Genomic DNA, 25,062 nt, shown 5'->3' with positions numbered 1-25,062 from the left:
CCCAACGTCGGCCTCGCTCGCCCGCTCGACTGGTGTGGATCCCTCTGACGTGGTGTCGGCGGGGCCGTCTACCGTGTCCTTTTCCTCCCGGTGCGGCTCTGGTGAGGTGCGGCGACACGCTGTGTGGCCTGGGGATGTGTTACTGTTTGTGATGGTGAAAGGGATCCTCCCGCTATGTTCTGTCGGTTGCGAGACACGAACATCAGCAAGAGGGAGCCCGTGCAAGAGTACGCATCCGAGACGGCGGACGATGCTTCGCCGCTCCGCCCATCCGTCCGCGTTTCGGCGCGATGGTGGACTTCCTGTCCGGTGAGCATGCGGCGGGGATGACTCACGCCGAACTGGAGGAGGCGCTGCATACCGATGGCATGCGGTTGCTGTGTCAGTTGTTGCAGGACAGTCTGATCTTCGTGCCAGTCGGTAGGAACGGCTCGACGAGGTGACCGACGCCGATAGCCATCTGCGGGGTGGGCCGAGCGCAGGGCTATTGCATTGTCGTGTTGCTGCTGGTCCCGTCGGTTTTCCGGTAGTCACGGCGTCGATGAGCTCGTGTGGGCGGTGACTGGCCCGGCGAGTTGCTTCGGCGATGTTTGTGGCGCCGTCGGTGTGGTGGGTATCCGATTGCGGTGTTACGGAGGGTGGCGAACACGGCAGGACCGTTGTGGTCCTGGCCTGGTGGGCGTCTCTCACGTGCGTGACGTCTCGGACGTGATGTAGGCGGTTCTCGATATGCCATTCAGAGCGCGCCCAGGTGCCGAGGTCGGCGGGTTGGGCCTGGTCGGCGGGCAGCGGATAGTCAGGTACTCCGTTTCGCGAGTGGTCTTGCCCTTGATCGTGCGGGTCCGGGTGATCCGGACGGCCTGTTCGGCGTTGGAAAGCCCGCCCGCCGGGGGTCTTGACGGTGAGTGCCTTGACGGTGCGGGCTCTTTGCGGCCGTGACCGGTCCTCGCGGGTCTGTGCCCGACCGGACCTGCGCCCAGGCAGGGCCTTGAGCTGGGCGAACAGCTTGGGTTGGTTGGCCTTGATCGGGACCATCAGATGACGTCGGCGGAGGCGAGCAGATCGGCGTGCCCTCTGGGCGTGCAGCGCGTCGGCGACGACCAGGACGTCCTTCATGGATCCCAGCACGGCCGCAACCAGGCGTAGTAGTGGGGTGAACGCCGGTTTCGTTCGACTTCGCCGTGATCTGAACCTGGGCGAGCACGATCCCGGTGCTGGTGTCGTAGGCCGAGAGCAGATGCACCTGCCGCCCGTCGGCGAGGCGGGCACCCCGGCGACCTTCCCGTCGATGGCGATGACGAGTCGCCCCCGGCGCCCGCCGATCACGACCGCCGTCGCTCCCGCAACCAACACGCGAGGACCTGCGACAACACCTCGGCGTCGAGCCGGATCAGCACCGCCACACCGTCGTCGCGGCCGGTACCCGGTCGACCCGAACCCGGTCGAACCCGAGCCGGCCACCGACTCGTCCTGGAAGCGCATCCATCCGCGACCGCGGCGAACGTGCACGCCCCGGCGAGTACCGCGCACACCGCCGCCGCCAGGACCTGACCAGCGGATACCGCCGGCCCGCGGATCGCGCGGGTCGTTGATGACCGCCAACGCCACGAACAAGCTGCGGCGGTCACTGTCACGGTCGCTACCGGTGACCACAACCGGTGACGGCAGGCTGGGGGGTCGGTGCGGCAGCACGATCTCGGTCAGTGATGATGACATCAGCGGGTACGGTCCTGTTCTCGATCACGGTTGTCTTCGCAAACACCATGATCACCAACGGGCCGTACCCGTCCCACATGGACCCCGGACCTCGCCGAACCCCCTGCGAAACCCCAGTTCAACCGCCCTTTGATCGACTACGCAACAGCCCTTGGGATCATCCGTTCCTTGACCGGCAGCGGCCCGGAACGAGCGCGTGCGTCTACATAGCGCTGATGAGCCTCGACCCACCGGTGCTGGACCATGCGCTGGAAAGCCTCCCAGATCGCCTTCGAGGGCCGGCTCACCCCGGCCAACCACTGACCACCTCAACAACCAAGATCAGGCTGCTAGCTTGGCGCTCCCGTATCAAAAGTACGTGAATCAATGCCCTCCAGGTACGATCGTATTAGCACACAGTTTTTATTATTCGCCGAGTTTCCTGTTGGCTATTTGGGGTAGGTCGAGTCGATTGAGTAGTGTGGAACCAGTCTTCGTCGGCCTAGATCGGCAGTAAGTCTCCAGTCCTGGCGTTCAGAGGCCGGCGAAGAAGGTGCACCATGGCAGGTCTTCTGGACTGCACATCACGGCCCCGGTGGATAGGTTCGCGGCGTTAACTGAGGTCTCCCACTCGCGGTATCCATCTGCCGGGGCCTATGATGACTCTCGACTCAGAGACGATGGGGAAGACGAAGTTCCTCACAACCGATTGGCCCACAACGTCCGATGTGCTATCTACCGCGAACGATCCAGAGGATCGGACGAATAGCAGGCCTAACCGGCGGCAACCGCCACGACGCCACCCAGCCCATGCCCCTGGTCGACAAGATTTCCCGACGCCATCATCTTCTGGCACCGACTCCAACGCTCAAAGAGTTAGGAGCTCTAAATGAGCCAAGTCGGGTTCGAATGCGCACCTCTCTGGGACCGATGGGGGGCCGGTCAGCCTCGGGAAGGCGGCGCCCCTGCTTCCGCTCCCGTCCGTCATCGGGTGCGCCGGTGACGGACGGGGAAAGATCCTGATGGTCAGGTTGAGTCGGGGTTCGAGGGTAAGGCCGGCGTGGATCAGAAAGCCGTCGAGCAGGTCGGGGCGGTACTGGATGCGCTTGAGCCGGTTGCGGACGATCGTCAGAAGGTGGTCGACACCGCGGACGGGCACTTTCACGTGCTCGACCCGCCACCACAACGAGTTCATCAAGGCGCGAGGTTAACCGTCCGCAGAAGGAATACAGTTGTAGTACTTGCTACGGCCATATGGCCTGAGTAAGTTGCGAATCGGCTCAAGCGCTGCACGTTCTTCTGATAGCCTTCTTTTCGGGGCAAAGAAGGCCGCCTTCTGTCGCACCAGTACGACAGAAGGCAAGCGGGCACACTGCTTCGCTGGGGTCAGCGGGCATCTCTGTTTGACGTTCCGAAGGCTTCGCCATGCGTAGCTAAAGCTTTGCTCCAATCAGGGAGCCGATAGAGGTTTAGTGGTGGCAGAATGTGGAGTATTTGGATGGAGGAGGCCGACGCTCTATAAAGGCGCGTTCGATATCGCGAAGAAGCTTACCGATCTCATTTCGGGTTGCAACCCAGGCCAAGGTTGCCAAAGTGGGCGCGGAGCACCTCTGGAAGGCAAGTGAAGAGAGCAATGCCCGCAATTCGCCGATCTCGGTCAGTCCCAAAGTTGTGAATCAGAGGCTCGTAGGTCCCGAGGAACCTGCGCGACGCGCAATCCTCACAGATCACACTGGCGGCCCACCTGCAGGCTCGATCGAGTAGCAATATGGATGGAAAGCTGGCCGAGGAGCGTATCCAGACGGAATCCAGGTAATCTTGGGGCACTAGAGGGAATATTATGGCATACGATCCGGAACCGGAGAGGCCTCTTGCCTCCCGATATGAGTCGGACAGGGAGAATCCGCCGAGGTACGAGTCGGACAGGGAGAATCCGCCGAGGTACGAAGCAGACAGAGCCTATCCCTCGAGGTACGAAGCAGACAGAACCTGCCCCTCGAGGTGCAGACTAGAGTCCAATTGGTATCGATGGCCCAGACTTGGCGCTATCCAGATACTGGCATTGGTGATACTGACCGTAGTTATTATTGCGTGTTTGGGATATGTGGGTTTTTTACATGTGCGCGTTTGGCAGCTGTAGGATGGAATTGAAAGCCATGCGCCTCGCCGCTAATTGCACAATGGGCTAGAGTAGAGAGAGGAAAGAGATATGGTTAGCTCCGCGTCTCAGGAGCAGCATCTCCGTAGGGAACCCGCACCAAGCGACCGAACGGATTACACCTACGGTACCGGACCATCCGCCCCCACCCCTGATCAGCAGCATCTCCGTAGGGAACCCGCACCAAGCGACCGAACCGATTACACCTACGGTACCGGACCATCCGCCCCCACCCCTGATCAGGAGCATCTCCGTAGGGAACCCGCACCAAGCGACCGAACCGATTACACCTACGGTACCGGACCATCCGCCCCCACCCCTGATCAGAGCATCTCCGTAGGGAACCCGCCCAAGCGACCGAACCGATTACACCTACGGTACCGGACCATCCGCCCCCACCCCTGATCACCATCCGCCCCCACCCCTGATCAGAGCATCTCCGTAGGAACCCGCACCAAGCGACCGAACCGATTACACCTACGGTACCGGACCATCCGCCCCCACCCCTGATCAGGAGCATCTCCGTAGGGAACCCGCACCAAGCGACCGAACCGATTACACCTACGGTACCGGACCATCCGCCCCCACCCCTGATCAGGAGCATCTCCGTAGGGAACCCGCACCAGCACAAACATATCCACTGCGTGAAGGTCCTGAGCAAGCCTATCGATCCGAACACCTCCGTCGGAATTTGGAGCGATCTCATTTCCTGGCTCATCTCATAAGAGAGGAGCTAGAGCGTTCCTATGCGGCTCTGATGGCGTCCGGCGGCGTGGCGACTGGCTGGCGGGATCGGAACTCCGACCGAGCAGCTCATCGGCAGAGCGGCCCCACGAAGATCCCGCGAACCCGTCTCCACGTGACCCCACGGGACCCCTACCGGGAGTGATCCCACCGCATCTCTAAGTTTTCTGGTTGGCCCTCGTGTGAGTGAGTTGGGAGCACGGACTAGACAAAGGATAGTTAGTCTACAGGGGCAAGTCTCATCCGGTTTAGCTTCTCCACAAAACAGCGGAGTTACTATGCCTTATGCAACCCAGACTCAGCTCTCGTCGCCAAAGGCGATGGGGCGGGATGCGCTGGGTGCGACTTAGGCCCAGGCCTCTAACTACCGACGGTTGCCAGCCCGGAAGGTCGCACAGGTCTCCAGAAACAATCCTTCAGGGCCATCACGTCACGACGCGAAACTCCCCTAGAGTTTCGTTGCCCTGATTCTGATCGCTGGCTTTCCGTTACCTCCCGACCACGAATCGCCTTACGATGCGATGATGCGACCTAGGGCTGCCTGTCAGCCACTCACTCAACTTCACCGAGATTCTGAGTTTCTTGCGTCTGCTCGGGCATCTGCGCTACACGCAACCGATAGGGTTGGCCCGCCGCCCAGTACCTTCTCTCCGCTTGGGCGGCGGAACAGCCCTGGAACTCTCCCGTGCGGGACCGACGTCGGTCACCAGCAGCGTGCCGAACTAGAGTAATTAGGCTGGTGATTTTCGACGTAGGATGCTAATGGAACGGTGGCGGGCCGCTGCGGCTTTAAAGCAAGTAGAAGGGTATATCCCTCGGGTATGTGCGGCTTAGCGCCCGAGCTCGTATGCAAGGGATCAAGGCGGATCGTCTGTTTGAAAGCAGATCTATCGCTGATTCCTTGATATTGGATCGGCGCCCGAAACATGTGCGGAAGCATCGCGGACTCATGGCGGAGTTCCAGAAACTCATGCAGGTTGCGGCTTTGATAAAAGGTCGCGCTCAATACCTCATGGAGATCGGGGGGTCCTGGCTGGTGCCACGTGAGCGGTAGCAGGAGACGATGCCCTGTCCAGTAAGCTGCTGGTGGCATAGAGCGTAGTTACAGTCGTTGGTCGGCGTAGAGCTGAAAGGCAGATTATGCCCATGGTCCCAATGGCGGCATCACCGGCATCACCGGAAGCGTCGGATAGACCCTTGATGCCGCCACGTCGGCGGTCACAACCTCGGGTGCAGCAGCACCCGTTCCGGAAAGCCTCATCGACAGGGTGCGGGCCTTTGTACAGCAAAACGAGACATCGGTTCAGGCCGTCACGGAGCTGGCCCTGGACGAGTTCCTGCGTCACCGTAGCGCGTGATGCTTACTCAGAAAGGGTCACACGGCGTCACCACCGCCTGGCGGTACGTCCGCGAAGCTGTCGACCTCCTCGCCGCAGCCGCCGATGATGTGGCTACTGCGATGGACCGTATCCGCAAGCTGGCATACGCGACCCTCGACGGCACGCTGATCCCGGTCAACCGGGTCGCCGACCAGCGGCCCTACTACTCCGGCGCAAGCACAAGCGCCACCGCGTCAACGTGCAGGTCATCGCCGACGCCGCGGGCGGCTGGCCTGGCATCGGCTGCGCTGCCCGGCACCACTCATGACCTGAACGCCGCCTGCGTTCACGGCATCAGCGACGCGCTGAACAGCGCCGACGTGATGACGTTCGCGGACTAGACAGCCGATGCGCCTAACTGTCAAGCAGCGAGCCACTGTCATCGGTTAACTGTCCACCGGCGGTGCGGATCTGTCCCACCACATGGCATGTTTTGGGCCTTCCGGTCATCGTCCTGGCTACGCTCGTTGCTCGATCGCTCACGGCGAGCATTCAGGTCGCTGCACTGAAAACAACGGTAGCTGGCCGTTGGTGGACATCTTCTTCTCGACCAAAAGATCCTCCTGTTTCTGCGTGTCTCCGTTCTGACATACGAACGGCAGAAGCTGTATGGCACGCAACGCTTCAGCACGAGAGATCATCTGATCGTCTTCAACCCGAGAAGCCAAGGCTGCTTCGATGGCTTGGCGGATCCAGGCGGTCTTGGTCATACGGACTTCTTTGGCCGCCAAGGCCGTAGCATCGTCAACTATAACGGGTATCCGCAGGGACCGAACAACCATTGCATCCGAATGCGGCGAATGGTTCGCCACTCCCGATTCGGACAAGATTGGCAGATGGTTTCACCGGTAGAATCAACCGCATTATATTGCATTTCAAGTGTACCCCTGTCGTTCACTGATGGAGCGATTAGCCTGAGCCGGGATAGACCCGTCCGTGCGTGAACCTGGCTGGGTACTGCTCGGTAGCTCCGTATCAGTACCCAGCCAAGGTCTTACCCCATCCGATACCTGTTTATCCGTAAGCGCCGCGCTCGACGCAGACCTACTGAAAACATACCACATATAGCTTGATCACCTCGGCAATCCCCGCCTAGAGCGTCGGAGTTGACTTAGCATCCATCCGCTACTCTGGTGAAGCTTTAAATTTCGCCCGAGTTGCAGCGGAGAACGCTTATTCCGCCTGCCGATAAGACAAGCGTGCCCACTCTGTTGATGGACATAAGTCTCGGGGTAAAGTTCCCCCTGGCCTTGCGCGTTGTCAGGAACAACGGCCTGCGGCGTCGTTCCAAAATGAGATGGGGTAAGAGTCTTGACACCATCATCCCAGTAGATCAATGTACCGTCAAATAGTGGACCTGCTCGATAAGCCGGACGCAGATCATCAACGTTGCGTCGGAGGATATCTTCGGCCCTGACCCTTGCATCGTTGCTCATCCTCAGTAATTCCCTTTCGCGGATAGGCACCACCCCTAAATGCTATGAAGGCGCGAGCTAATGGCTTGCAAGCGGCTTGGACCTGTTTCCGGTTCTTGTCGAACGCCATCCGGGGACGGAACGCATATCCGCAGAACGTGAACGTCACCTGCTCGAACTCCAAGCGGCGTCGGCTGTCCTTGCAGTACACGATCTTCGTCTTGTCGGGATGGAGCACCAGCCCGATCTCGGCGAACCGACCTTCGATCGCCGCCCGCACCTGACGGGCTTGCCGTTCGGTCGCACAATGGACCACCGCATCGTCTGCGAACCGCTCGAAGGAGACGGTCGGGAACTCCCGGGCCATCCACGTATCGAAGCCGTAGTGCAGAAACAGGTTGGCGAGCAATGGGGATACGGGACCGCCTTGCGGCGTTCCCTTCGTCCGGGGTTGAGGGTGCCATCGGGCATCAGCATCGGCGCTTTGAGCCAGCGTTCCACATAGAGCATGACCCATTTCGAGTCCGTGTGCCGCTCGACCGCTTTCAGCATGAGATCCCATGGCACGGAGTCGAAGAAGGCTTTGACGTCCAAGTCGACGACCCAGTCCTTCTTGAAACACCGCTGTCGGCACACCTTGACCGCGTCCAGCGGCGACCGCCCGGGGCGGTAGCCGTAGGAGTCATCGTGAAAGACCTTCTCCACGCCCGCTCCAAAGCCATGACCGCCGCCGTCTGCGCCACCCTGTCGATCACGTTCGGGATGCCGAGGACCCTCGTCCCGCCTTTCTTGGGTATCTCCACCGCTCGGACCGGACCGGGAAAGTAGCTGCCCGAGGACATGCGATTCCATAGTTTGTAAAGGTTGCCTTTTAGGTTTTCCTCGAACTGGGCAATCGTCACACCATCGACCCCGGCCGCTCCTCCATTCTCTTTCACTTTCAGCCACGCATCCCATACCAGACGCTTCGGTATGTCGTGCGACTTGACCTGAGACTTTGGCTCACTCATGCGATTCCTCCCTTCTGGTTGATCACATTCGCTCACCAGGACGACCCCGCCCCTTGGCTCCACCTCCACTGCGATACGCAGAGGCTTCACAGCTACTACGGGCGAGTCCGCCAGCGCGCCTCGCATCGGTACTCTGCTCCTCGCGGATTAGCCGCTTGGAGTTCTCCCTCTCGCCGCCTATTCGGCGACAGTGTCGGAACGCGCCTTCACACGTTCCATGCGAGAGCCTTGTCCGGGCTCATGCTGCCTATATGCCGGAGACCACCTGGGCAGTAAACGGGTATCCCCCAGACTCATCCCGGAATAGTCTTGCGACCCCGGTTTCGATCTCGTCTGACTTCATTTCGACACGTCAACGGCAGAGGGCCTGCGCCCATCGCTCATCTTCCCGGACCCCACCCACGGGCACGGCAAAGTCGGCGGGTGGGGTGTTTAGGCTGGTAGAAGGTCCAGGAGTTTGAGGATCCGGCGGTTCGTGCGGGCGTTGTATCGCAGCGCGGCGGCGATGTTGGTGGTGTCGTGGATTCTGAGCAGGCTGACCACTACGTTTCGTAGGGTTGCCATGACGCGTGGCGTGTTACCGGTCCGGACCCGGGAGGCGTCCTCGCCGAGGGTCACATCCCTCACCCAGTGCAGAACCTCGATTCCCCAGTGTTGGCGCACGTACGCGAGCAGGTCAGCGGGGTCGGCCTGCTCGGCGGTGAGGCTGGTGACATACAGCATCGCCTGGTAGCTGGTCTTGCCTTTGACGGTGACGGTCCGTTCGATCAGGAACACCTGCGCGACGTGCGGGAAGTTCACCTCGGGCGGAGCGGGTATGACCTGGATGGTGCGTCGCTCGTGCCGGCCCCGGTCGTCGTCCACGCTCCACGCGGTGACCGGCACCCCGGCCCAGTCCAGAGCGTCGAGCCGGTCGAACAGGGTGGGCTGGTTGTCCAGCACCGGGAAGATGAAGTGCGCGTCCTTGACCTGGCGCAGCCATCGGGCATGCTTACGCTGCGTCTGCATCGCGTCGGCCGTCACCACCTGGCCGGCCAGCTCGAGGGGCGTCAACAGCGGTACGAACGCGGTGATCTCATTGCTTTTGCCGTCGACCTGGCGCTGGGCGAGTACCACCCCCACGCATGACAACGCGGCGAGCAGGTGCGGCGCCGGGTTGCCGGCGCTCTTCGCACCGCGGCTGGTCTTGCCGTCCACCGCGACCTGGATCAGCCGCGGCCGGTGCCGACCGCGTGTACTGGCCCGCCAGCGGCGCTGGCCAGCGGCCTTGGCCCGGCGACGGGCCTTACGACCTCGCGGGGGCCGTACCCCGGTCCGCGCCTTCGCCCGCTGCGCCGCCAGGGCACGCCGCTGCAGCCACCGACCCATCACCGCGTCCAGCACGTCACCGTCGAGCCGGGCGCACAACCCGCGCACCGTCTTCTCATCCGGACCGACATACCGGCCGGTCGCCGGAGCCACCCGGGCGCCGAACACCTTCAGGGTCTTCTGTGAACACCCGGCGATCCACTGCCCGATCGCGTACACCGACGTATTGCCGGCCAGCACCGCCGCCAGGGCCAACCCGACCACCGTCGGCAACCGATGCCGGATCCCTCGCGCGTCCCGCGGATCAGAAACCTCCGACAGCGCCGCGACCAGGCTTTCCTGCCTGTTACGGCCCAACAGGACCGGTCGTGTCTGCTCGTCCGGCTGGTCTTGGACAGCGTTGATCAGCAATGATGCAGGCGCGGGCACGGTACTCCACAGGGTGATCCGAAGGCGTAGACAACCTCAAGATCACCGGAGCCGTGCCCGCCCCGTCAAATCCACTCTGGACCACAACACAAAGTCCTCACACGAGCACTCTCCGACTTTGCCGTGCCCGTGCGGACCCCACCTGACGCGATCAGGCCGCGCCTTTTCCCGCGACGTTCACCACAACGGTCTTTAGCCAATGCAGCTCGGGGTGGTTTAAAGCCTCTCCCCGCAGAGCGACTCTCCCGGCTTCGACGGTTGGCGGGCATGCGGCGGTGGCGGATCTGCGGGTTGACCTGGGGCGATGGGCGTGGGGAGGCTTCGGGGCCGTTTGCCCACGGCTCCGGATCCTGTTTTCCCAGCTCAGCGGCTATTCGGCGGTCTTGAGGCTGCTCATCTTTGGCGGGAGCGGGACACCGCAGTCGGTGAAGAGTTTGGTCTGGGTGTCGGTGAGCCGGGTGGTCTGCTGGAGGCTGCCGGCCGGGCCGGAGAGGGTGACCTGGTGGATCCGGCCGAGTTCGGCGGCGATCTTGGGCCAGGACTGCTGGGTGCGGCGCTCAGCGACGCGGATCAGTAGCAAGGCGAGCCAGCACAGCAGCACGTGAGCACGTATCCGCTCGTCGAGGCGGTGGTAGACCGGCCGCAGGTCGAGGGTGGATTTCAGGTGCGGAAGGCGCGTTCGGCTTCGAGGAGGTTCTTGTAGCCGAGCGCGATGTCCTCGGCGGACAGGTCGGGGTCGCTGGTGGCGAGGAGGTACTTGCCGTCCAGGCGGGCCTCGGCGGCGACCTTGGCGGTGTCGATGGACAGCCGTCCGGTGGTGGGGTGCTGCTTGAGCCAGCGGCCGAGGGCAGGGTGGTCGCGCAGCGCGCACTCGGCCTTGCGGTGCGGGGCGTCCGAGGGGGCCGTGGGGCGCTTGCCGGTCTTGGCGGCCTTGGCCTTCGCCTTGGTCGCGTCGGCTTCCCGGGCGGTCTTGATGCGCGTCAACTCCTCGCGGATCGCGGTGAGTTGGTCTTCGCGTCGGGCGGCATCGCGTTCGGCCTCGGTGGGGTTGTGGCAGATGATGAAGCGTCTGCCCTCGTCGCCGTCGAGGCGGACCTCTTTGACGCGCAGGTTGTCGCGTACTTCCTGGTAGCGGCCCTGGCGGGCCAGGGCCTGGTCGGCGCGGTGGGAGCCTTCGCGCATCTTGATGCCGGTGATGTAGTGGCCGCCGGCCCGGCGCAGGTAGGACTGGTTGGCCTCGGAGGAGAATCCGGTGTCGCAGACGGTGACCACCCGCCGAGCCGCCAGTCGCGCAGGCCGTCCTTGACCTCGGTGATGGGAGTGTCAAGTTAACGGCTGATCTTGGTTGTTGAGGTGGTCAGTTGTTGGCCGGGGTGAGCCGGCCTTCGAAGGCGATCTGGAAGGCGTTCAGTGGTGCTTTCCAGCGTATGGTCCAGCGTCGGCGGCCGGCTCCGGTCGGGTCGAGGCTCATCAAGGCCATGTAGACGCACTTGAGTGCGGCCTGCTCGTTCGGGAAGTGGCCACGAGCTCGCACGGCCCTGCGGATACGGGCGTTGACGGACTCGATCGCGTTCGTGGAGCAGATGACCTTGCGGATCTCCACGTCGAAGGCGAGGAACGGCACGAACTCCGCCCACGCGTTCTCCCACAGCTTCACGATCGCCGGATACTTACGGCCCCACGCCTCGGCGAACTCGAGGAACCGCTCGGTGGCGGCGTCCTCGGTCGCCGCGGTGTAGACCGGCCGCAGCGCTTTGGCGATCTTGTCCCAGTCCTGCCGGGCGGCGTAGCGGAACGAGTTGCGCAGCAGGTGCACCACACACGTCTGCACGATCGTGCGCGGCCACACCGTCTCCACCGTCTCCGGCAGTCCCTTGAGCCCGTCACAGACCAGCATCAGCACGTCGGCCACGCCGCGGTTCTTCAACTCGGTGAGCACGTGCAGCCAGTACTTGGCGCCCTCGCCGCCGTCACCGGCCCAGATACCGAGGATGTCGCGGTGGCCGTCGACGGTGACCGCCATCGCGAGGTAGATCGGCCGGTTCGCGACCTGACCGTCCCTGATCTTGACGTTGATGGCGTCGATGAACACGACCGGGTAGACCCGGTCCAGGGGCCGGTTCTGCCACTCGGCCATGCCGTCCATGACCTTGTCGGTGATCGTGGAGATGGTCTGCTTCGACACCTCAGCGCCGTAGACCTCAGCCAGGTGCGCGGCGATCTCGCCGTGGGTCAGGCCCTTGGCCGACAGCGACAGGACCATGTCGTCGACGCCGGTCAGACGCCGCTGCCGCTTACGCACGATCTGCGGCTCGAACGTCCCGGCGGCGTCGCGTGGGACCCGCACCTCGACCGGCCCGACGTCGGTGAGCACCGTCTTGGTCCGGCTGCCGTTACGGGTGTTCCCGCTACCCCGACCCGCCGGGTCGTGCTTGTCGTAGCCGACGTGGTCGGTGATCTCCCCATCCAACGCCGACTCGAGGACCCGCTTCGTCAGCTGCTGCAGCAGCCCACCCTCGCCGGTCAGCTTCAACCCGTCACCACGAGCCCGATCGACCAGCATCGCGATCAACTGCTCATCCGTGACCGCACCCACCGGCTCCACGGCCGGCTGTCCCACGGTGGTCTCGGTCGTCATCTGGCGTCTCTCCCTTGATCGGTCGATCAGCCGTTATTTGTACAGTCCCCCGTGTCCGGCTGGGCTGGGATTGGCCGCCCTGCCAGCGGCGATGATGGTGTCGTAGCGGCGTCGGTAGGCACCCAGTAGCCGGTCGTCGATGGCGTGGGCGCCGTCGGTGCGGGCATGCCGGGTGATGTCGTTGATCTCGCACAACAACCGGATCATCTGCTCGGCCCACACCTGACCCGGGTCGGTATCGCAGATCCCGGCGAGTTCGCGCAGGTGGTGGGCGTTGCACAACTGGTGAGCGAGGCCGTAGCGGCGGTAGGGGGTGTAGCCGTCGTGCACGGCGATGCCGGTGAAGACGGGCAGCACCCCGGCAGCGGTGATCGCCTCACGTCCCCGCGATGGGTGCACGACGAACAGTGACAGGGTGTCGGTGGAAGCCGAGTGCACCCACGCGTTCGTGCTGGCCACCCGCAGCGACGTCTCGTCGAAGTGGGCCACCGGCGCGGCGCAGATCTGGTCGCGTACCACGTCCAGAAACGGGCCGAGTGCGCTGCTGGTGCGCGCCACCACGCTGACCAGGGCCCCGACCGACATGCCCACACCGAGCAGATCGGCCAGGGTCTCGCAGGCCCGCTCGTACGGCAGATGCTGGTAGCCCACCAGATACGCGCCGACCGCCCGCACCCGCGGCCCGTACTGGGTCGGGGCGCCCACCCCATCCGGGACCGGCGCCATCGGCACCGTGCCGCACCGGCAACGGCGATGCCGCAACCGATGCTCCACCACGTGCAGCCGCACGTCGGGCAGGTCGAACACCTGCCGTGTCTCCACCGACGTCACCGGCGCCCGCCGCAACGACCGGCCACAACACCGGCACCCAGTCGGGCGATGCGCCACCACCTCGTCCGGCGTCTCGACCTGCCGCAACGTGAAACCCGCATCCCCCGGCTGCTTGCCCGGCGGCCGATCCGACGGCAGGCGCCGCGACCGTGGCGGCGGCTTGACCGGCCCATCCGACGACGGCGGCTTCGACGACGTCCGCGAATCCCGGCGCAGCCGCGCTTCCAACTCCGCGACCCGCCGCGTCAACACCTCAATCCGCGCGTCCCGCTCAGCCAGCGCCTACTCCAACGGGTGCGGCTCTGGTGAGGTGCGGCGACACGCTGTGTGGCCTGGGGATGTGTTACTGGTTGTGATGGTGAAAGGGATCCTCCCGCTATGTTCGTCGGTTGCGAGACACGAACATCAGCAAAGAGGGAGCCCGGTGCAAGAGTACGCATCCGAGACGGCGGACGATGCTTTCGCCGGCTCATCCGTGCGGTTCGGCGCGATGGTGGACTTCCTGTCCGGTGAGCATGCGGCGGGGATGACTCACGCCGAACTGGAGGAGCGGCTGCATACCGATGGCATGCGGTTGCTGTGTCAGTTGTTGCAGGACAGTCTGGATCTTCGTGCCAGTCGGGAGGAACGGCTCGACGAGGTGACCGACGCCGATAGCCATCTGCGGGGGTGGGCCGAGCGGGGGCGGCAGCGGACGCTGGCCACCCGGTTCGGTGAGGTGGTGGTGACGCGTATCGCCTACCGGGCGCGGGCGCGGGCCGATCTGAACCCGGCGGACGCGGTGTTGAACCTGCCCGTGGAGAAGCACTCGCATGGACTGCGCCGGTTGGCCGCGGCCGAGGCGGCCCGCGGCTCGTTCACCGACGCGGCGGCCGCGATTGAGCGGGCCACCACGGTGCGTATCGGGAAACGGCAGGTCGAGGCGTTGGCCGCCGCAGCGGCGATAGATGTGGATGCCTTCTACACCGCCCACGCCCCGGACTGGTCGGCCGATGATGATGTGCTGGCGTTGTCCTTCGACGCCAAAGGGGTGGTGATGCGCCCCGACGGGCTCCGCGCGGGCACCGCCAAGGCCGCGGTCAGCCAGAAACTGGCCGGCCGCCGGTCCAAGGGCGAGAAACGCAACCGCAAGCGGATGTGCGAGGTCGCCGCGGTCTTCGACGTGACCGGCAAGCCGCGCACCATCGCCGACATCCTGCCCGAGGACCCCGAAGCGGCCCAAACTGCTACCCCGGCGCCGGTCACCTCCGGCAAGTGGCTGCACGCCAGCGTGACCGACGACGCCGCGGCGGTGATCGCCGCCGGGTTCGCCGAGGCCGACCGCCGCGACCCCGACCACGCTCGGACCTGGATCGCCCTGGTCGACGGCAACACCCACCAGATCGACCGGATCCACGCCGAGGCCAAAACCCGCAAGATCACCTTGCCGGTTGTTGTGGACTTCATCCACGTCATCGAGTACCTCTGGAAGGCCACCTGGTGTTTCCACCCGGAGGGCGACCCGAACGCCGAACGGTGGGTCCGCGCCCAGGCCCGGCAGGTGTTGGCCGGACGGGCCGGCATAGTCGCCGCAGCCATCCGACGCAAGGCCACCTACCACGGCCTGGACCCCGGCAAACGCAAACCCGCCGATGTCGCCGCCGCCTACCTGCTGGCCAAAAAACCGTACCTGGACTACCCGACCGCGCTGGCCAACGGGTGGCCGATCGCCACCGGGGTGATCGAAGGCGCCTGCCGCCACCTGGTCAAAGATCGTATGGACGTCACCGGCGCTCGCTGGGGCCTCGACGGCGCCGAAGCAATCCTCAAACTCCGCACCCTGATCAGCAACGGCGACTTCGACCAGTACTGGACCTGGCACCTGGCCCAGGAACAACAACGCATCCACAACAGCCGCTACCTCGGCGGTGCCATCCCACAATAGACGATCACCTCAGAGGAGCCGCACCCTACTCCAACCGGGCAAGCCGCTCCACCAGCTCCACAACCGGCGGCGAGTCGGACACGACGGTCAGGATGACTCAAACCACCAACAAGATCAAGCCGGACGATGAAGAACCTGCTGAACAGTTACGCCGCCGGCACTCCATCTGCGACTGGCGATCCCCCGCCGACTACGAACGATCAACGGCCGGCGCCGTGGAGGCCCAGGCCGCATAACGGAGCCCTCCACGATTTCAGGGGATTGACAGCCACGGCGGGAAGTCGACCGGCAGTTGCCGCCACGAGCAGCCGGGTCCAGACCTGACTCCCGATCCCCAGGGCTCCGCAGTGCGCAAGCGCTCAAGGAATCAACGGTCAAGCAATCATGATTTACAGCATCAACATGTTCTATATACAGAACCTATCCCTGGTGGGGGAAAGTAAACTGGCTGCGGCTCCATCCTCTTGCGAGCGACAATAGAGCCGACGCATGTCGTACTTGACCAGAAAAGGGAGTCTTGTTATTCCGCTCAAGAAGAAGGATAGCACCAACGACGAGACTCAAGAACTCGTTGAGTGGATCAAAAGCTTATCGAAGCTCCCAACCAGCCTGAACGGACGCCGGAAGACGACCGGCGGGAAAGGCTGGAAACAATCCTGAATTTGAGTAGAGTTAGCCACTTGATCGCAGGCCAACGAATCATTATTACATCCATTGGGGTGACGCTATCAGCCATTTTCATCCTGCGTAGCGGTCGGCTTCGACGTGGTGCAGAACGAGGATGGCCTGCACGATCGTGGTCGCTCGCCGTGGGCAGCAGCGCAGCTTGAACAGGATCTTCCGCACCACCGGCGCGACGAACATCGCCCGAGCCACCCGCCAAGCCAACCGCCGATCACACGACCTGATCAACGCCGTGACCAGCAGCTACCCGACAACGCAATAGCCCTGGTCAGGGAGGATAGGGCTTGTCGAGAGTCCTGGTCATCCCGTCGCAGAAGGCCACTTGCTGAGTGAAGGCTACCGCAACACGTCCGAAGATCCTGGTGACCGGCGGCGGGCGAGGGGTCAGGGCTGTTGCGTAGTCGATCAAAGGGCGGTTGAACTGGGGTTTCGCAGGGGGTTCGGCGAGGTCCGGGGTCCATGTGGGACGGGTACGGCCCGTTGGTGATCATGGTGTTTGCGAAGACAACCGTGATCGAGAACAGGACCGTACCCGCTGATGTCATCATCACTGACCGAGATCGTGCTGCCGCACCGACCCCCCAGCCTGCCGTCACCGGTTGTGGTCACCGGTAGCGACCGTGACAGTGACCGCCGCAGCTTGTTCGTGGCGTTGGCGGTCATCAACGACCCGCGCGATCCGCGGGGCCGGCGGTATCCGCTGGTCAGTGTCCTGGCGGCGGCGGTGTGCGCGGTACTCGCCGGGGCGTGCACGTTCGCCGCGGTCGCGGACTGGATGCGCTTCCAGGACGAGTCGGTGTGGACCCGGCTCGGGTTCGACGGCCGGGTACCGGCCGCGACGACGGTGTGGCGGCTGCTGATCCGGCTCGACGCCGAGGTGTTGTCGCAGGTCCTCGCGTGTTGGTTGCGGGAGCGGGCCGGGCCGGTCGTGATCGGCGGGCGCCGGGGGCGACTCGTCATCGCCATCGACGGGAAGGTCGCCCGGGGTGCCCGCCTCGCCGACGGGCGGCAGGTGCATCTGCTCTCGGCCTACGACACCAGCACCGGGATCGTGCTCGCCCAGGTTCAGACCCGGATCCACGGATAGCGGAGGCGTGATCGCTACGCATCGGTGATAGGCGATGGGTGGTGTGGTGTTTCGGTGGGTGGGCATGCCGGTTTCCCGGGTGGCGCCGGGTTCGCTGGTCTCCGTGGGCTGGGACATGGCCGATGGGCCGAGTGGTCAGGTCCAGATGGGTAGCCGGCGGAGCCGGGCCAGGACCTGAGCCAGTAACTGTTGCCTCGGGGGTAGCCGTAGGGTGACCTGCCGGGCGTGGCGGACCAGCCGGGCGGGCACGGTGATCAGCCGGTGGCGCAGGGTGCCGAGGTGGTTGCGGCCTCGTCCGTCGCCGTCGTCGAGGCCGGCCAGTTCCTGCAGCCAGGCGGACAGGTTGACGGCCAGCAGCGCCCCCACATCCACACCGTGTTGGCCGCCCGGCTGCCGGAGGGCAGGTGCCGCAGCGCGGCGCCGTGCTTGGCATCCCGGATGCGATCTTCGATGTCGGTGCGCATCCGGTGCCAGGCCTCCACCGCGACCGTCTTCGCCGGGGTGGACACATCCAGGTTGGTGGCGATGAACGAGTACGCGTACACGTGCCCGACCAGGCCGTCCAGGGCGAGCGTGAGTTGAGCTTTGGGGATGGTGCGCCGGCGGCGGGCGCGTGGGTCGGCCGAGATATCGGTAGCGTGGACCTTGACCCGCCGCACCACGGTCATGGTGGCGGGTGGCCAGCCGGCCGGTGCGTAGTCGCACACGGCGACCTGGGCGCCTTTCATCCGTTCGGCTTTGCGCCATGCATCGTCGGGGATCGCGGCCGCGGCTCGCCAGACCGCGGGGTTGCGGGTCACTCCGAGGGAAAAGTCGCAGCCGGCCTCCACCGCGGCCTGCGCGATGTCCTTGGCGAAGTAGCCCACATCGCCGCGGACCTTCGGCCGGGCGGTGACCCCGGCCGCGTTGAGGGTGGCCACGCTGCGTTCGATCAGCGAGCCCGCTCCCGGGCGGGGGTCTTCATCACCGGCGAGGAGGTCCGCGGCGGTCACCACCCCGGCCTCCGCCCACGTGGCCACGTGCGGGCGCCCGGCCCGGGCGCCCTTGTAGCTGTAGGCGATCCCTTCCTTCTTGGCCCCGTACACCTCGACGTCGGTGCCGTCCAGGTCGATGGTGGCCCCACCGGTGCGCAGCACCGCCCGCCGGGCGGCCGGCAGCAAACCGACAACCCGGCAGGCGATCTCCCCGATGCCTTCCTCGATACCAGCCACCTGCGCCGGACCGAACCGAGACGCCAACTCCACCGCGGTGCTCGCCGCCGGCGTGGGCACCGCGGACAACGCCTCACCCGCCGTATCGGCGCGGCGGCGATCCAGACCCACCCAAAACTGCGCGCCGCACATCTGCGCCTGCGCCACCGCGACCAGGAACTCTCCGCCGGACAATCCTCGATCCCGCTGCTTGATTCGGCCCACGGCGTCGTCCAGCGCGGCGGTCACGCCCAGCCGGCCGACCAACTCGGCCACCGCCACCACACCCGAGACCGGCGTCAGCGACGCGTCCGGTGCGCCAACACGGACACGACCTGCCAAACCAGGTATCTTCTTCACCGAACGGGTGTCCTTCCCACAGCGGCGGATTGGTGTCTCGACAACCCCAATCGTCCCTGCTGGCAAGGCATCCGTTCATCTATGCCACGCGGTGGCATATCCCTATCCGCGGATCCGGGTCAGATCACGGCGAAGTCGAACGAAATCCCGGCGTTCACCCCACTACTACGCCTGGTTGCGGCCGTGCTGGGATCCCTGAAGGACGTCCTGGTCGTCGCCGACGCGCTGCACGCCCAGACCGGGCACGCCGATCTGCTCGCCTCCGCCGACGCTCATCTGATGGTCCCGATCAAGGCCAACCAACCCAAGCTGTTCGCCCAGCTCAAGGCCCTGCCCTGGGCGCAGGTCCCGGTCGGGGCACAGACCCGCGAGACCGGTCACGGCCGCAAAGAGACCCGCACCGTCAAGGCACTCACCGTCAAGACCCCCGGCGGGCTGGGCTTTCCCAACGCCGAACAGGCCGTCCGGATCACCCGGACCCGCACGATCAAGGGCAAGACCACTCGCGAAACGGAGTACCTGACTATCTCGCTGCCCGCCGACCAGGCCCAACCCGCCGACCTCGGCACCTGGGCGCGCTCTGAATGGCATATCGAGAACCGCCTACATCACGTCCGAGACGTCACGCTACGTGAAGACGCCCACCAGGCCAGGACCCACAACGGTCCTGCCGTGTTCGCCACCCTCCGTAACACCGCAATCGGATACCACCACACCGACGGCGCCACCAACATCGCCGAAGCAACTCGCCGGGCCAGTCACCGCCCACACGAGCTCATCGACGCCGTGACTACCGGAAAACCGACCGTGACCAGCAGCAACACGACAATGCAATAGCCCTGGGCGAGGGGTGGTCGGGCACGCTGGTGCGCGGCTGCTCGTCGATTTGGCCGACGTGACCGGGTTGACCAGTGCATTCAGTCAGGCCCTCACCGGTCTGCGGCAACGGCAGGGCGGCCACGACCCGGGCCGGATCGCCGTTGATCTGGCGGTGACGCTGGCCGGCGGCGGCGAAGCGATCGCTGACCTCGCGGTGCTGTGGGATCAGGCCGGCCTGTTCGGGCCAGTCGCCTCCGATCCGACGGCGTGGCGGCTGGTGTCGCACCTGGACGGGACCCTGCTGGCCCGGTTGCGGGCGGCATGGGCTCAGGCCCGCGAGGTGGCCTGGGCCCAGCACGCCGAGGTACGCAGCGCGGCCTTCCCGCAGGTCAGCGTGGCCGGCCAGCAGGTGGCGGACCTGGTCCTGGCAGCTACCCGGACCGGACTCCCACCGGCAAGCGACGACGAGCTTACGAACGAAGAATCTACCACCTACATGGTCAACCTCCACTCTTCTGGGCGCACGAAAATGGCTCAGTAATACAGTCATATTATTTAATCAAATTGCTTGCACGTCTGGCGTGCTGCAGTTTGACTAACTAGACTAGACCTAGTCCCACCGGCCCGGACAGAACAGTCGGCACTGCTAATCGTGTCGGTGGAGTCTGGTTAAGAGGGTTCGCAGGGCCGGTCTCGTCGACCCCGGCTGGCCCTAACCCATCACAGCCCCGACAGACGGTTATCCTGCGCGGGTAGGGGGTCTCTCGCAGGCGGTCGTCTGTCGGGGCCTGTGATGGTCTAGCCTGGGTGATTCACGGTGATCATCAGCTGGTGGGTCTGACCGGCGGGTAAATAGAGGAAAGTGCCTCTCTGGCAGGGGGAATTTGTGATTGCGACATCTACAAGGATCTATGCCAAGGAAGCACTTCCGGCGTGCAGTCTACGCCGTGGTCAAAGGATCTGCGGGTCACCACGGACGGAACACAGGTGGTGTCGCACGTCGGCACTGCGTTGCTGCGGATGCTCGCGGATCAGGCCGGGCTGACCGGCGCACTGTCCGCCGCGCTCGCGCGGACCGGCGCCTTCCCGGTCCATGATCGGGGCCGGGTCCTGGTCGACCTGGCCGTGTTGATCGCCGACGGCGGCGAGGCGATCTGCGACATCGACGTGCTGCGGCATCAGACCCGGATCCACGGATAGCGGAGGCGTGATCGCTACGCATCGGTGATAGGCGATGGGTGGTGTGGTGTTTCGGTGGGTGGGCATGCCGGTTTCCCGGGTGGCGCCGGGTTCGCTGGTCTCCGTGGGCTGGGACATGGCCGATGGGCCGAGTGGTCAGGTCCAGATGGGTAGCCGGCGGAGCCGGGCCAGGACCTGAGCCAGTAACTGTTGCCTCGGGGGTAGCCGTAGGGTGACCTGCCGGGCGTGGCGGACCAGCCGGGCGGGCACGGTGATCAGCCGGTGGCGCAGGGTGCCGAGGTGGTTGCGGCCTCGTCCGTCGCCGTCGTCGAGGCCGGCCAGTTCCTGCAGCCAGGCGGACAGGTTGACGGCCAGCAGCGCCCCCCACATCCACACCGTGTTGGCCGCCCGGCTGCCGGAGGGCAGGTGCCGCAGCGCGGCGCCGTGCTTGGCATCCCGGATGCGATCTTCGATGTCGGTGCGCATCCGGTGCCAGGCCTCCACCGCGACCGTCTTCGCCGGGGTGGACACATCCAGGTTGGTGGCGATGAACGAGTACGCGTACACGTGCCCGACCAGGCCGTCCAGGGCGAGCGTGAGTTGAGCTTTGGGGATGGTGCGCCGGCGGCGGGCGCGTGGGTCGGCCGAGATATCGGTAGCGTGGACCTTGACCCGCCGCACCACGGTCATGGTGGCGGGTGGCCAGCCGGCCGGTGCGTAGTCGCACACGGCGACCTGGGCGCCTTTCATCCGTTCGGCTTTGCGCCATGCATCGTCGGGGATCGCGGCCGCGGCTCGCCAGACCGCGGGGTTGCGGGTCACTCCGAGGGAAAAGTCGCAGCCGGCCTCCACCGCGGCCTGCGCGATGTCCTTGGCGAAGTAGCCCACATCGCCGCGGACCTTCGGCCGGGCGGTGACCCCGGCCGCGTTGAGGGTGGCCACGCTGCGTTCGATCAGCGAGCCCGCTCCCGGGCGGGGGTCTTCATCACCGGCGAGGAGGTCCGCGGCGGTCACCACCCCGGCCTCCGCCCACGTGGCCACGTGCGGGCGCCCGCCCGGGCGCCCTTGTAGCTGTAGGCGATCCCTTCCTTCTTGGCCCCGTACACCTCGACGTCGGTGCCGTCCAGGTCGATGGTGGCCCCACCGGTGCGCAGCACCGCCCGCCGGGCGGCCGGCAGCAAACCGACAACCCGGCAGGCGATCTCCCCGATGCCTTCCTCGATACCAGCCACCTGCGCCGGACCGAACCGAGACGCCAACTCCACCGCGGTGCTCGCCGCCGGCGTGGGCACCGCGGACAACGCCTCACCCGCCGTATCGGCGCGGCGGCGATCCAGACCCACCCAAAACTGCGCGCCGCACATCTGCGCCTGCGCCACCGCGACCAGGAACTCTCCGCCGGACAATCCTCGATCCCGCTGCTTGATTCGGCCCACGGCGTCGTCCAGCGCGGCGGTCACGCCCAGCCGGCCGACCAACTCGGCCACCGCCACCACACCCGAGACCGGCGTCAGCGACGCGTCCGGTGCGCCAACACGGACACGACCTGCCAAACCAGGTATCTTCTTCACCGAACGGGTGTCCTTCCCACAGCGGCGGATTGGTGTCTCGACAACCCCAATCGTCCCTGCTGGCAAGGCATCCGTTCATCTATGCCACGCGGTGGCATATCCCTATCCGCGGATCCGGGTCTGACGCGCTCTTGCGGGCGCGGTTGGCCCGTTTGAGGGTCGTCCGCCACAACTTCTCCTGTGCGGCGGCGTTCGGTGCCCGGCAGCCGTTGGATGCATCAGCTAAGGCGTTTCGCAACTCGTCTATCGTCCATCCACTTGCGAGCAGCGCGGCGATCTGATGAGCAAGAGCGGACGCGCGGCCTCGGGCCCGCTTGTGCTGTGCCTCGGTGTGGCCGAGCTTCCACGGCAGCGCGTCTACGATCTGATCGGCACCGTCGAGGTAGGCCTTCAGGTCTGGCGGGCCACTGGCGTTGATGGTCGTCGAACTCCTTGTCAACGGGCACCGCCTTGTAGCATCATCGGACACGGGCTAGCTCGTACAGGTCGCGCGCTCGGAGCGTTCGGTGGATCCCCGGGCGGGGGTGGCACCTGCGGCATCTCCACCAGACGCAGAGAACGGTCCGCGGGCACTCGACGCGCCAAGCGTCTAAGGATACCGCCGGAAAAGCCTGATTAGTCACTCGCATACAGTTATCTGCCCTAGGGTTGCCGCGGCCTCTAACATCAGGGCATGCACGAACGCTTGCGGCAGGTTGCCGCGTAGCCGCCGTTGCCGTACGTCGTACTCCTCGCTGTAGAGGCCGGGTGATCCATAAGTACTCCGATTACGCTCAAAAATTCTTTTAGCATCTGCCATTCGGCCGGACTTACAGCATGCTAGCGCGGCGGCAAAGCCACAAAGTAGGAAGGCGTTCTCGGTGTCGCCGAGGGGGCGTCGGTTGGATCGGAAGCGGTATACGTATCCTTCCGATCCAAGCTCATCCAGCACGGCCTTGAGGGTTTTTGTAGTACGCGGGTCACCGGCGGGCAGTGCGCCACGGACGCCTGCCATGAGCAAAGCGGCATCAACCCGTTCATCGTCATATGCCTGCTTCCAGTATCCCCGTGGGTGCAGTCCGTGAGTCGCAGCATCGGCTAAAATGACATCCGCCAGCGCCGACCACCGGCCCGCCTGGTCGCCAGAAGCAACGCGGGCAACCGATTTTAGTCCGGCGACGCAGATCAGTCGGGGGTAAGTCCAATGGCGCGTTGACAGTTCCCAGATGCCGCTGTCCGGCTCGCGCCAACGCCTTTCGATACTGTCGGCCGCCTGTTCTGCGGCTCGCCACGCCATCTTGTCGATCCGGTCCAGCCGCGCTGCGGCTGCAAGGACCAGCAGAGCCTCACCGAACACGTCCAACTGGAACTGGCTCCGTACCCAGTTGCCTGTCTGCGGCTGTGCGCCGGGGTACCCGGATAGGAAGTCCAGTCGCGTCTCTGGTGGTACGGGTTTTCCACTGGCGGTATAGGCTGGAGCCAGCCGATCGCCGTCGGCGAGGATCCGGGTAGTGATGAAGCTGACCGCGTCGTCCAACAGATCATGGGCACCCACAAGGGCTGCCGCTTGACCGGCCATCGACTGGTCGCGGATCCAAGCATACCGGTAATCGTAGTTGCGCCCGGCTAGGGCTTGTTCGGGTAGTGAGGTGGTCGCCGCCGCGACCATTCCCCCGCCTGGCCGGGTCATCCCGCGCAGTATCGCATAGGACAAAGTCGCATCCTGCTGAGCCGGACCAGCGAACCTGGGTGCCACACGATGCCAGTACTCTTCGGTGGCACGCCATAATTCGCCTGGTTGACACGGCGGATCAGTAAACGGACGCGGGGACACCTCCAGCACCAGGTCGTGCCAGCTTCTTGCCGATAGTTTTAACTCGCCCTCAAGTAGCCCGTCACGGTCGGGACGTAGCTGTTCTGCGCCAGTGACTCGTAGATGTAGTGCGCCGGTCCGAGCAAGCCACAACGCGCCGTCGCGAGTCACATCCTCCACCGATTCGCGCCCAAAGTCGGCGCGTGGGCTGAGAATCACCCTGAACTTAGCCGGTCGATCCAGAGTGCGGATCTGCCGAAGCAGCACCACACGATCTTCATCTCCGGGGGCTGCCAGCGCGTCCCGCGACTCGATAATCGCGTTCTCAACCTCCCATCTGTTGATCCAGATCAGTGAGCCATCGTTGTAATACCCTCCATGAACGTGACGAGTCTCCGGGAAAAGCAGGAAATGCCCTAGACCAGGTCCGAGGATATCTCCGAAAAGCGGGGGGTCAGACCATCCAGGCGCACATAGCCAGCCAATATCGCCATACGGTCCAACCAATGCCCCTCGGTACCCATCAGCGATCAGGGCGTACGCGCCCAACAGATGCGGCGACGTGATGTTGAATCTGTTTAGGCGATTACGAAAACCCGCGTCGGTGTTCTCGCTTTGCTGTAGCGAATTCGAGGATGGCGACTTGGTTTCCACTTGGCAAACCTCTTTGTTTCCGTTGGACCTACCGCAGGTTCTACCCCTAGACTATAGGACCTCAACCGCAACATAGAGGGAAGAATCATTTAGCTACTAAAGTAGTACAATCCGGCTCTCAGGGTCGGGTGGTCGCAGGGAGTCTCACCCTCCGGCTCCCACAGAACCGTGCGGTCCGTGGCGCAGCCTCGCCCA

At 64.7% G+C, this 25,062-nt stretch carries 14 protein-coding genes and 6 pseudogenes; 8 read left to right on the top strand and 12 right to left on the bottom strand.

The window, feature by feature from the left end:
- The first annotated feature begins 290 nt into the window (after positions 1-290).
- Positions 291-443, top strand: coding sequence for a hypothetical protein (locus QTQ03_RS29860; protein WP_289281271.1), 153 nt, complete (start codon positions 291-293; stop codon positions 441-443).
- A gap of 5,535 nt (positions 444-5,978) precedes the next feature.
- Positions 5,979-6,314, top strand: a pseudogene (locus tag QTQ03_RS29855) (transposase family protein); the annotation flags it as partial.
- Positions 6,315-6,455: 141 nt separating this feature from the next.
- Here the strand turns inward: QTQ03_RS29855 and QTQ03_RS29850 are convergent.
- The 6 genes and pseudogenes from QTQ03_RS29850 to tnpC form a co-directional block, all read right to left on the bottom strand.
- On the bottom strand, positions 6,456-6,686 hold the full coding sequence (locus QTQ03_RS29850) for a hypothetical protein (protein ID WP_289281169.1): 231 nt from the start codon (positions 6,684-6,686) through the stop codon (positions 6,456-6,458).
- Between the two features lie 673 nt (positions 6,687-7,359).
- A pseudogene (locus QTQ03_RS29845) lies at positions 7,360-8,243 on the bottom strand (reverse transcriptase domain-containing protein).
- 590 nt (positions 8,244-8,833) lie between these two features.
- The gene (locus tag QTQ03_RS29840; protein ID WP_289276634.1) at positions 8,834-10,120 is read right to left on the bottom strand and encodes an ISAs1 family transposase; all 1,287 of its coding nucleotides are present in this window, start codon (positions 10,118-10,120) and stop codon (positions 8,834-8,836) included.
- A gap of 388 nt (positions 10,121-10,508) precedes the next feature.
- Positions 10,509-11,460: pseudogene (locus tag QTQ03_RS30810) on the bottom strand (IS1634 family transposase); the annotation flags it as partial.
- Positions 11,461-11,495: 35 nt separating this feature from the next.
- Positions 11,496-12,701: an IS256 family transposase gene (locus QTQ03_RS29825; protein WP_289280776.1), complete on the bottom strand. Its 1,206-nt coding sequence runs from the start codon at positions 12,699-12,701 to the stop codon at positions 11,496-11,498.
- 108 nt (positions 12,702-12,809) lie between these two features.
- Positions 12,810-13,859, bottom strand: a complete 1,050-nt coding sequence (tnpC, locus tag QTQ03_RS29820) for an IS66 family transposase (protein ID WP_502889897.1) — start codon at positions 13,857-13,859, stop codon at positions 12,810-12,812.
- Positions 13,860-14,097: 238 nt separating this feature from the next.
- Between tnpC and QTQ03_RS29815 the strand changes: the two genes are divergently transcribed.
- Both QTQ03_RS29815 and QTQ03_RS29810 read left to right on the top strand, forming a co-directional pair.
- Positions 14,098-15,531 carry an ISKra4 family transposase gene (locus QTQ03_RS29815; RefSeq protein ID WP_289280660.1) on the top strand — a complete coding sequence of 478 codons (1,434 nt, stop codon included), beginning with the start codon at positions 14,098-14,100 and terminating at the stop codon, positions 15,529-15,531.
- Between the two features lie 92 nt (positions 15,532-15,623).
- On the top strand, positions 15,624-15,767 hold the full coding sequence (locus QTQ03_RS29810) for a hypothetical protein (protein ID WP_289281270.1): 144 nt from the start codon (positions 15,624-15,626) through the stop codon (positions 15,765-15,767).
- Positions 15,768-16,269: 502 nt separating this feature from the next.
- Here the strand turns inward: QTQ03_RS29810 and QTQ03_RS29805 are convergent.
- A pseudogene (locus QTQ03_RS29805) lies at positions 16,270-16,371 on the bottom strand (IS5/IS1182 family transposase); the annotation flags it as partial.
- Positions 16,372-16,753: 382 nt separating this feature from the next.
- Here QTQ03_RS29805 and QTQ03_RS29800 point away from each other — a divergent pair.
- Positions 16,754-17,302 carry a transposase family protein gene (locus QTQ03_RS29800; protein WP_289281269.1) on the top strand — a complete coding sequence of 183 codons (549 nt, stop codon included), beginning with the start codon at positions 16,754-16,756 and terminating at the stop codon, positions 17,300-17,302.
- Positions 17,303-17,556: 254 nt separating this feature from the next.
- On the opposite strand, the gene QTQ03_RS29795 is transcribed toward QTQ03_RS29800, so the two are convergent.
- Positions 17,557-18,852, bottom strand: coding sequence for a transposase (locus QTQ03_RS29795; RefSeq protein WP_289281268.1), 1,296 nt, complete (start codon positions 18,850-18,852; stop codon positions 17,557-17,559).
- Between the two features lie 81 nt (positions 18,853-18,933).
- On the opposite strand from QTQ03_RS29795, the gene QTQ03_RS29790 reads away from it, so the two are divergent.
- The 3 genes and pseudogenes from QTQ03_RS29790 to QTQ03_RS29780 all read left to right on the top strand — a co-directional run.
- Entirely contained in the window at positions 18,934-19,689 is a 756-nt protein-coding gene (locus tag QTQ03_RS29790; protein WP_289281267.1) for an ISAs1 family transposase, read from the top strand.
- Positions 19,690-19,702: 13 nt separating this feature from the next.
- Positions 19,703-20,098: pseudogene (locus tag QTQ03_RS29785) on the top strand (IS1380 family transposase); the annotation flags it as partial.
- A gap of 506 nt (positions 20,099-20,604) precedes the next feature.
- Positions 20,605-20,868: pseudogene (locus QTQ03_RS29780) on the top strand (transposase); the annotation flags it as partial.
- Positions 20,869-21,006: 138 nt separating this feature from the next.
- Here the strand turns inward: QTQ03_RS29780 and QTQ03_RS29775 are convergent.
- The 4 genes from QTQ03_RS29775 to QTQ03_RS29760 all read right to left on the bottom strand — a co-directional run bounded on the left by QTQ03_RS29775 (position 21,007) and on the right by QTQ03_RS29760 (position 24,780).
- Positions 21,007-21,891, bottom strand: a complete 885-nt coding sequence (locus QTQ03_RS29775) for a transposase (RefSeq protein WP_289281266.1) — start codon at positions 21,889-21,891, stop codon at positions 21,007-21,009.
- Entirely contained in the window at positions 21,861-22,421 is a 561-nt protein-coding gene (locus tag QTQ03_RS29770; RefSeq protein WP_289281265.1) for a hypothetical protein, read from the bottom strand. Before QTQ03_RS29770 ends, QTQ03_RS29775 begins: the two co-directional genes overlap by 31 nt.
- A 79-nt stretch (positions 22,422-22,500) precedes the next feature.
- Complete coding sequence (locus tag QTQ03_RS29765) at positions 22,501-22,860, bottom strand: hypothetical protein (RefSeq protein ID WP_289281264.1); 360 nt, start codon at positions 22,858-22,860, stop codon at positions 22,501-22,503.
- Between the two features lie 180 nt (positions 22,861-23,040).
- Positions 23,041-24,780: a glycoside hydrolase family 15 protein gene (locus QTQ03_RS29760; RefSeq protein ID WP_353890666.1), complete on the bottom strand. Its 1,740-nt coding sequence runs from the start codon at positions 24,778-24,780 to the stop codon at positions 23,041-23,043.
- Positions 24,781-25,062: the final 282 nt, after the last annotated feature.

It is taken from the genome of Micromonospora sp. WMMA1363 (assembly GCF_030345795.1).
Taxonomy (GTDB): Bacteria; Actinomycetota; Actinomycetes; order Mycobacteriales; family Micromonosporaceae; genus Micromonospora.
This window is presented reverse-complemented; position numbering and strand designations above follow the sequence as displayed.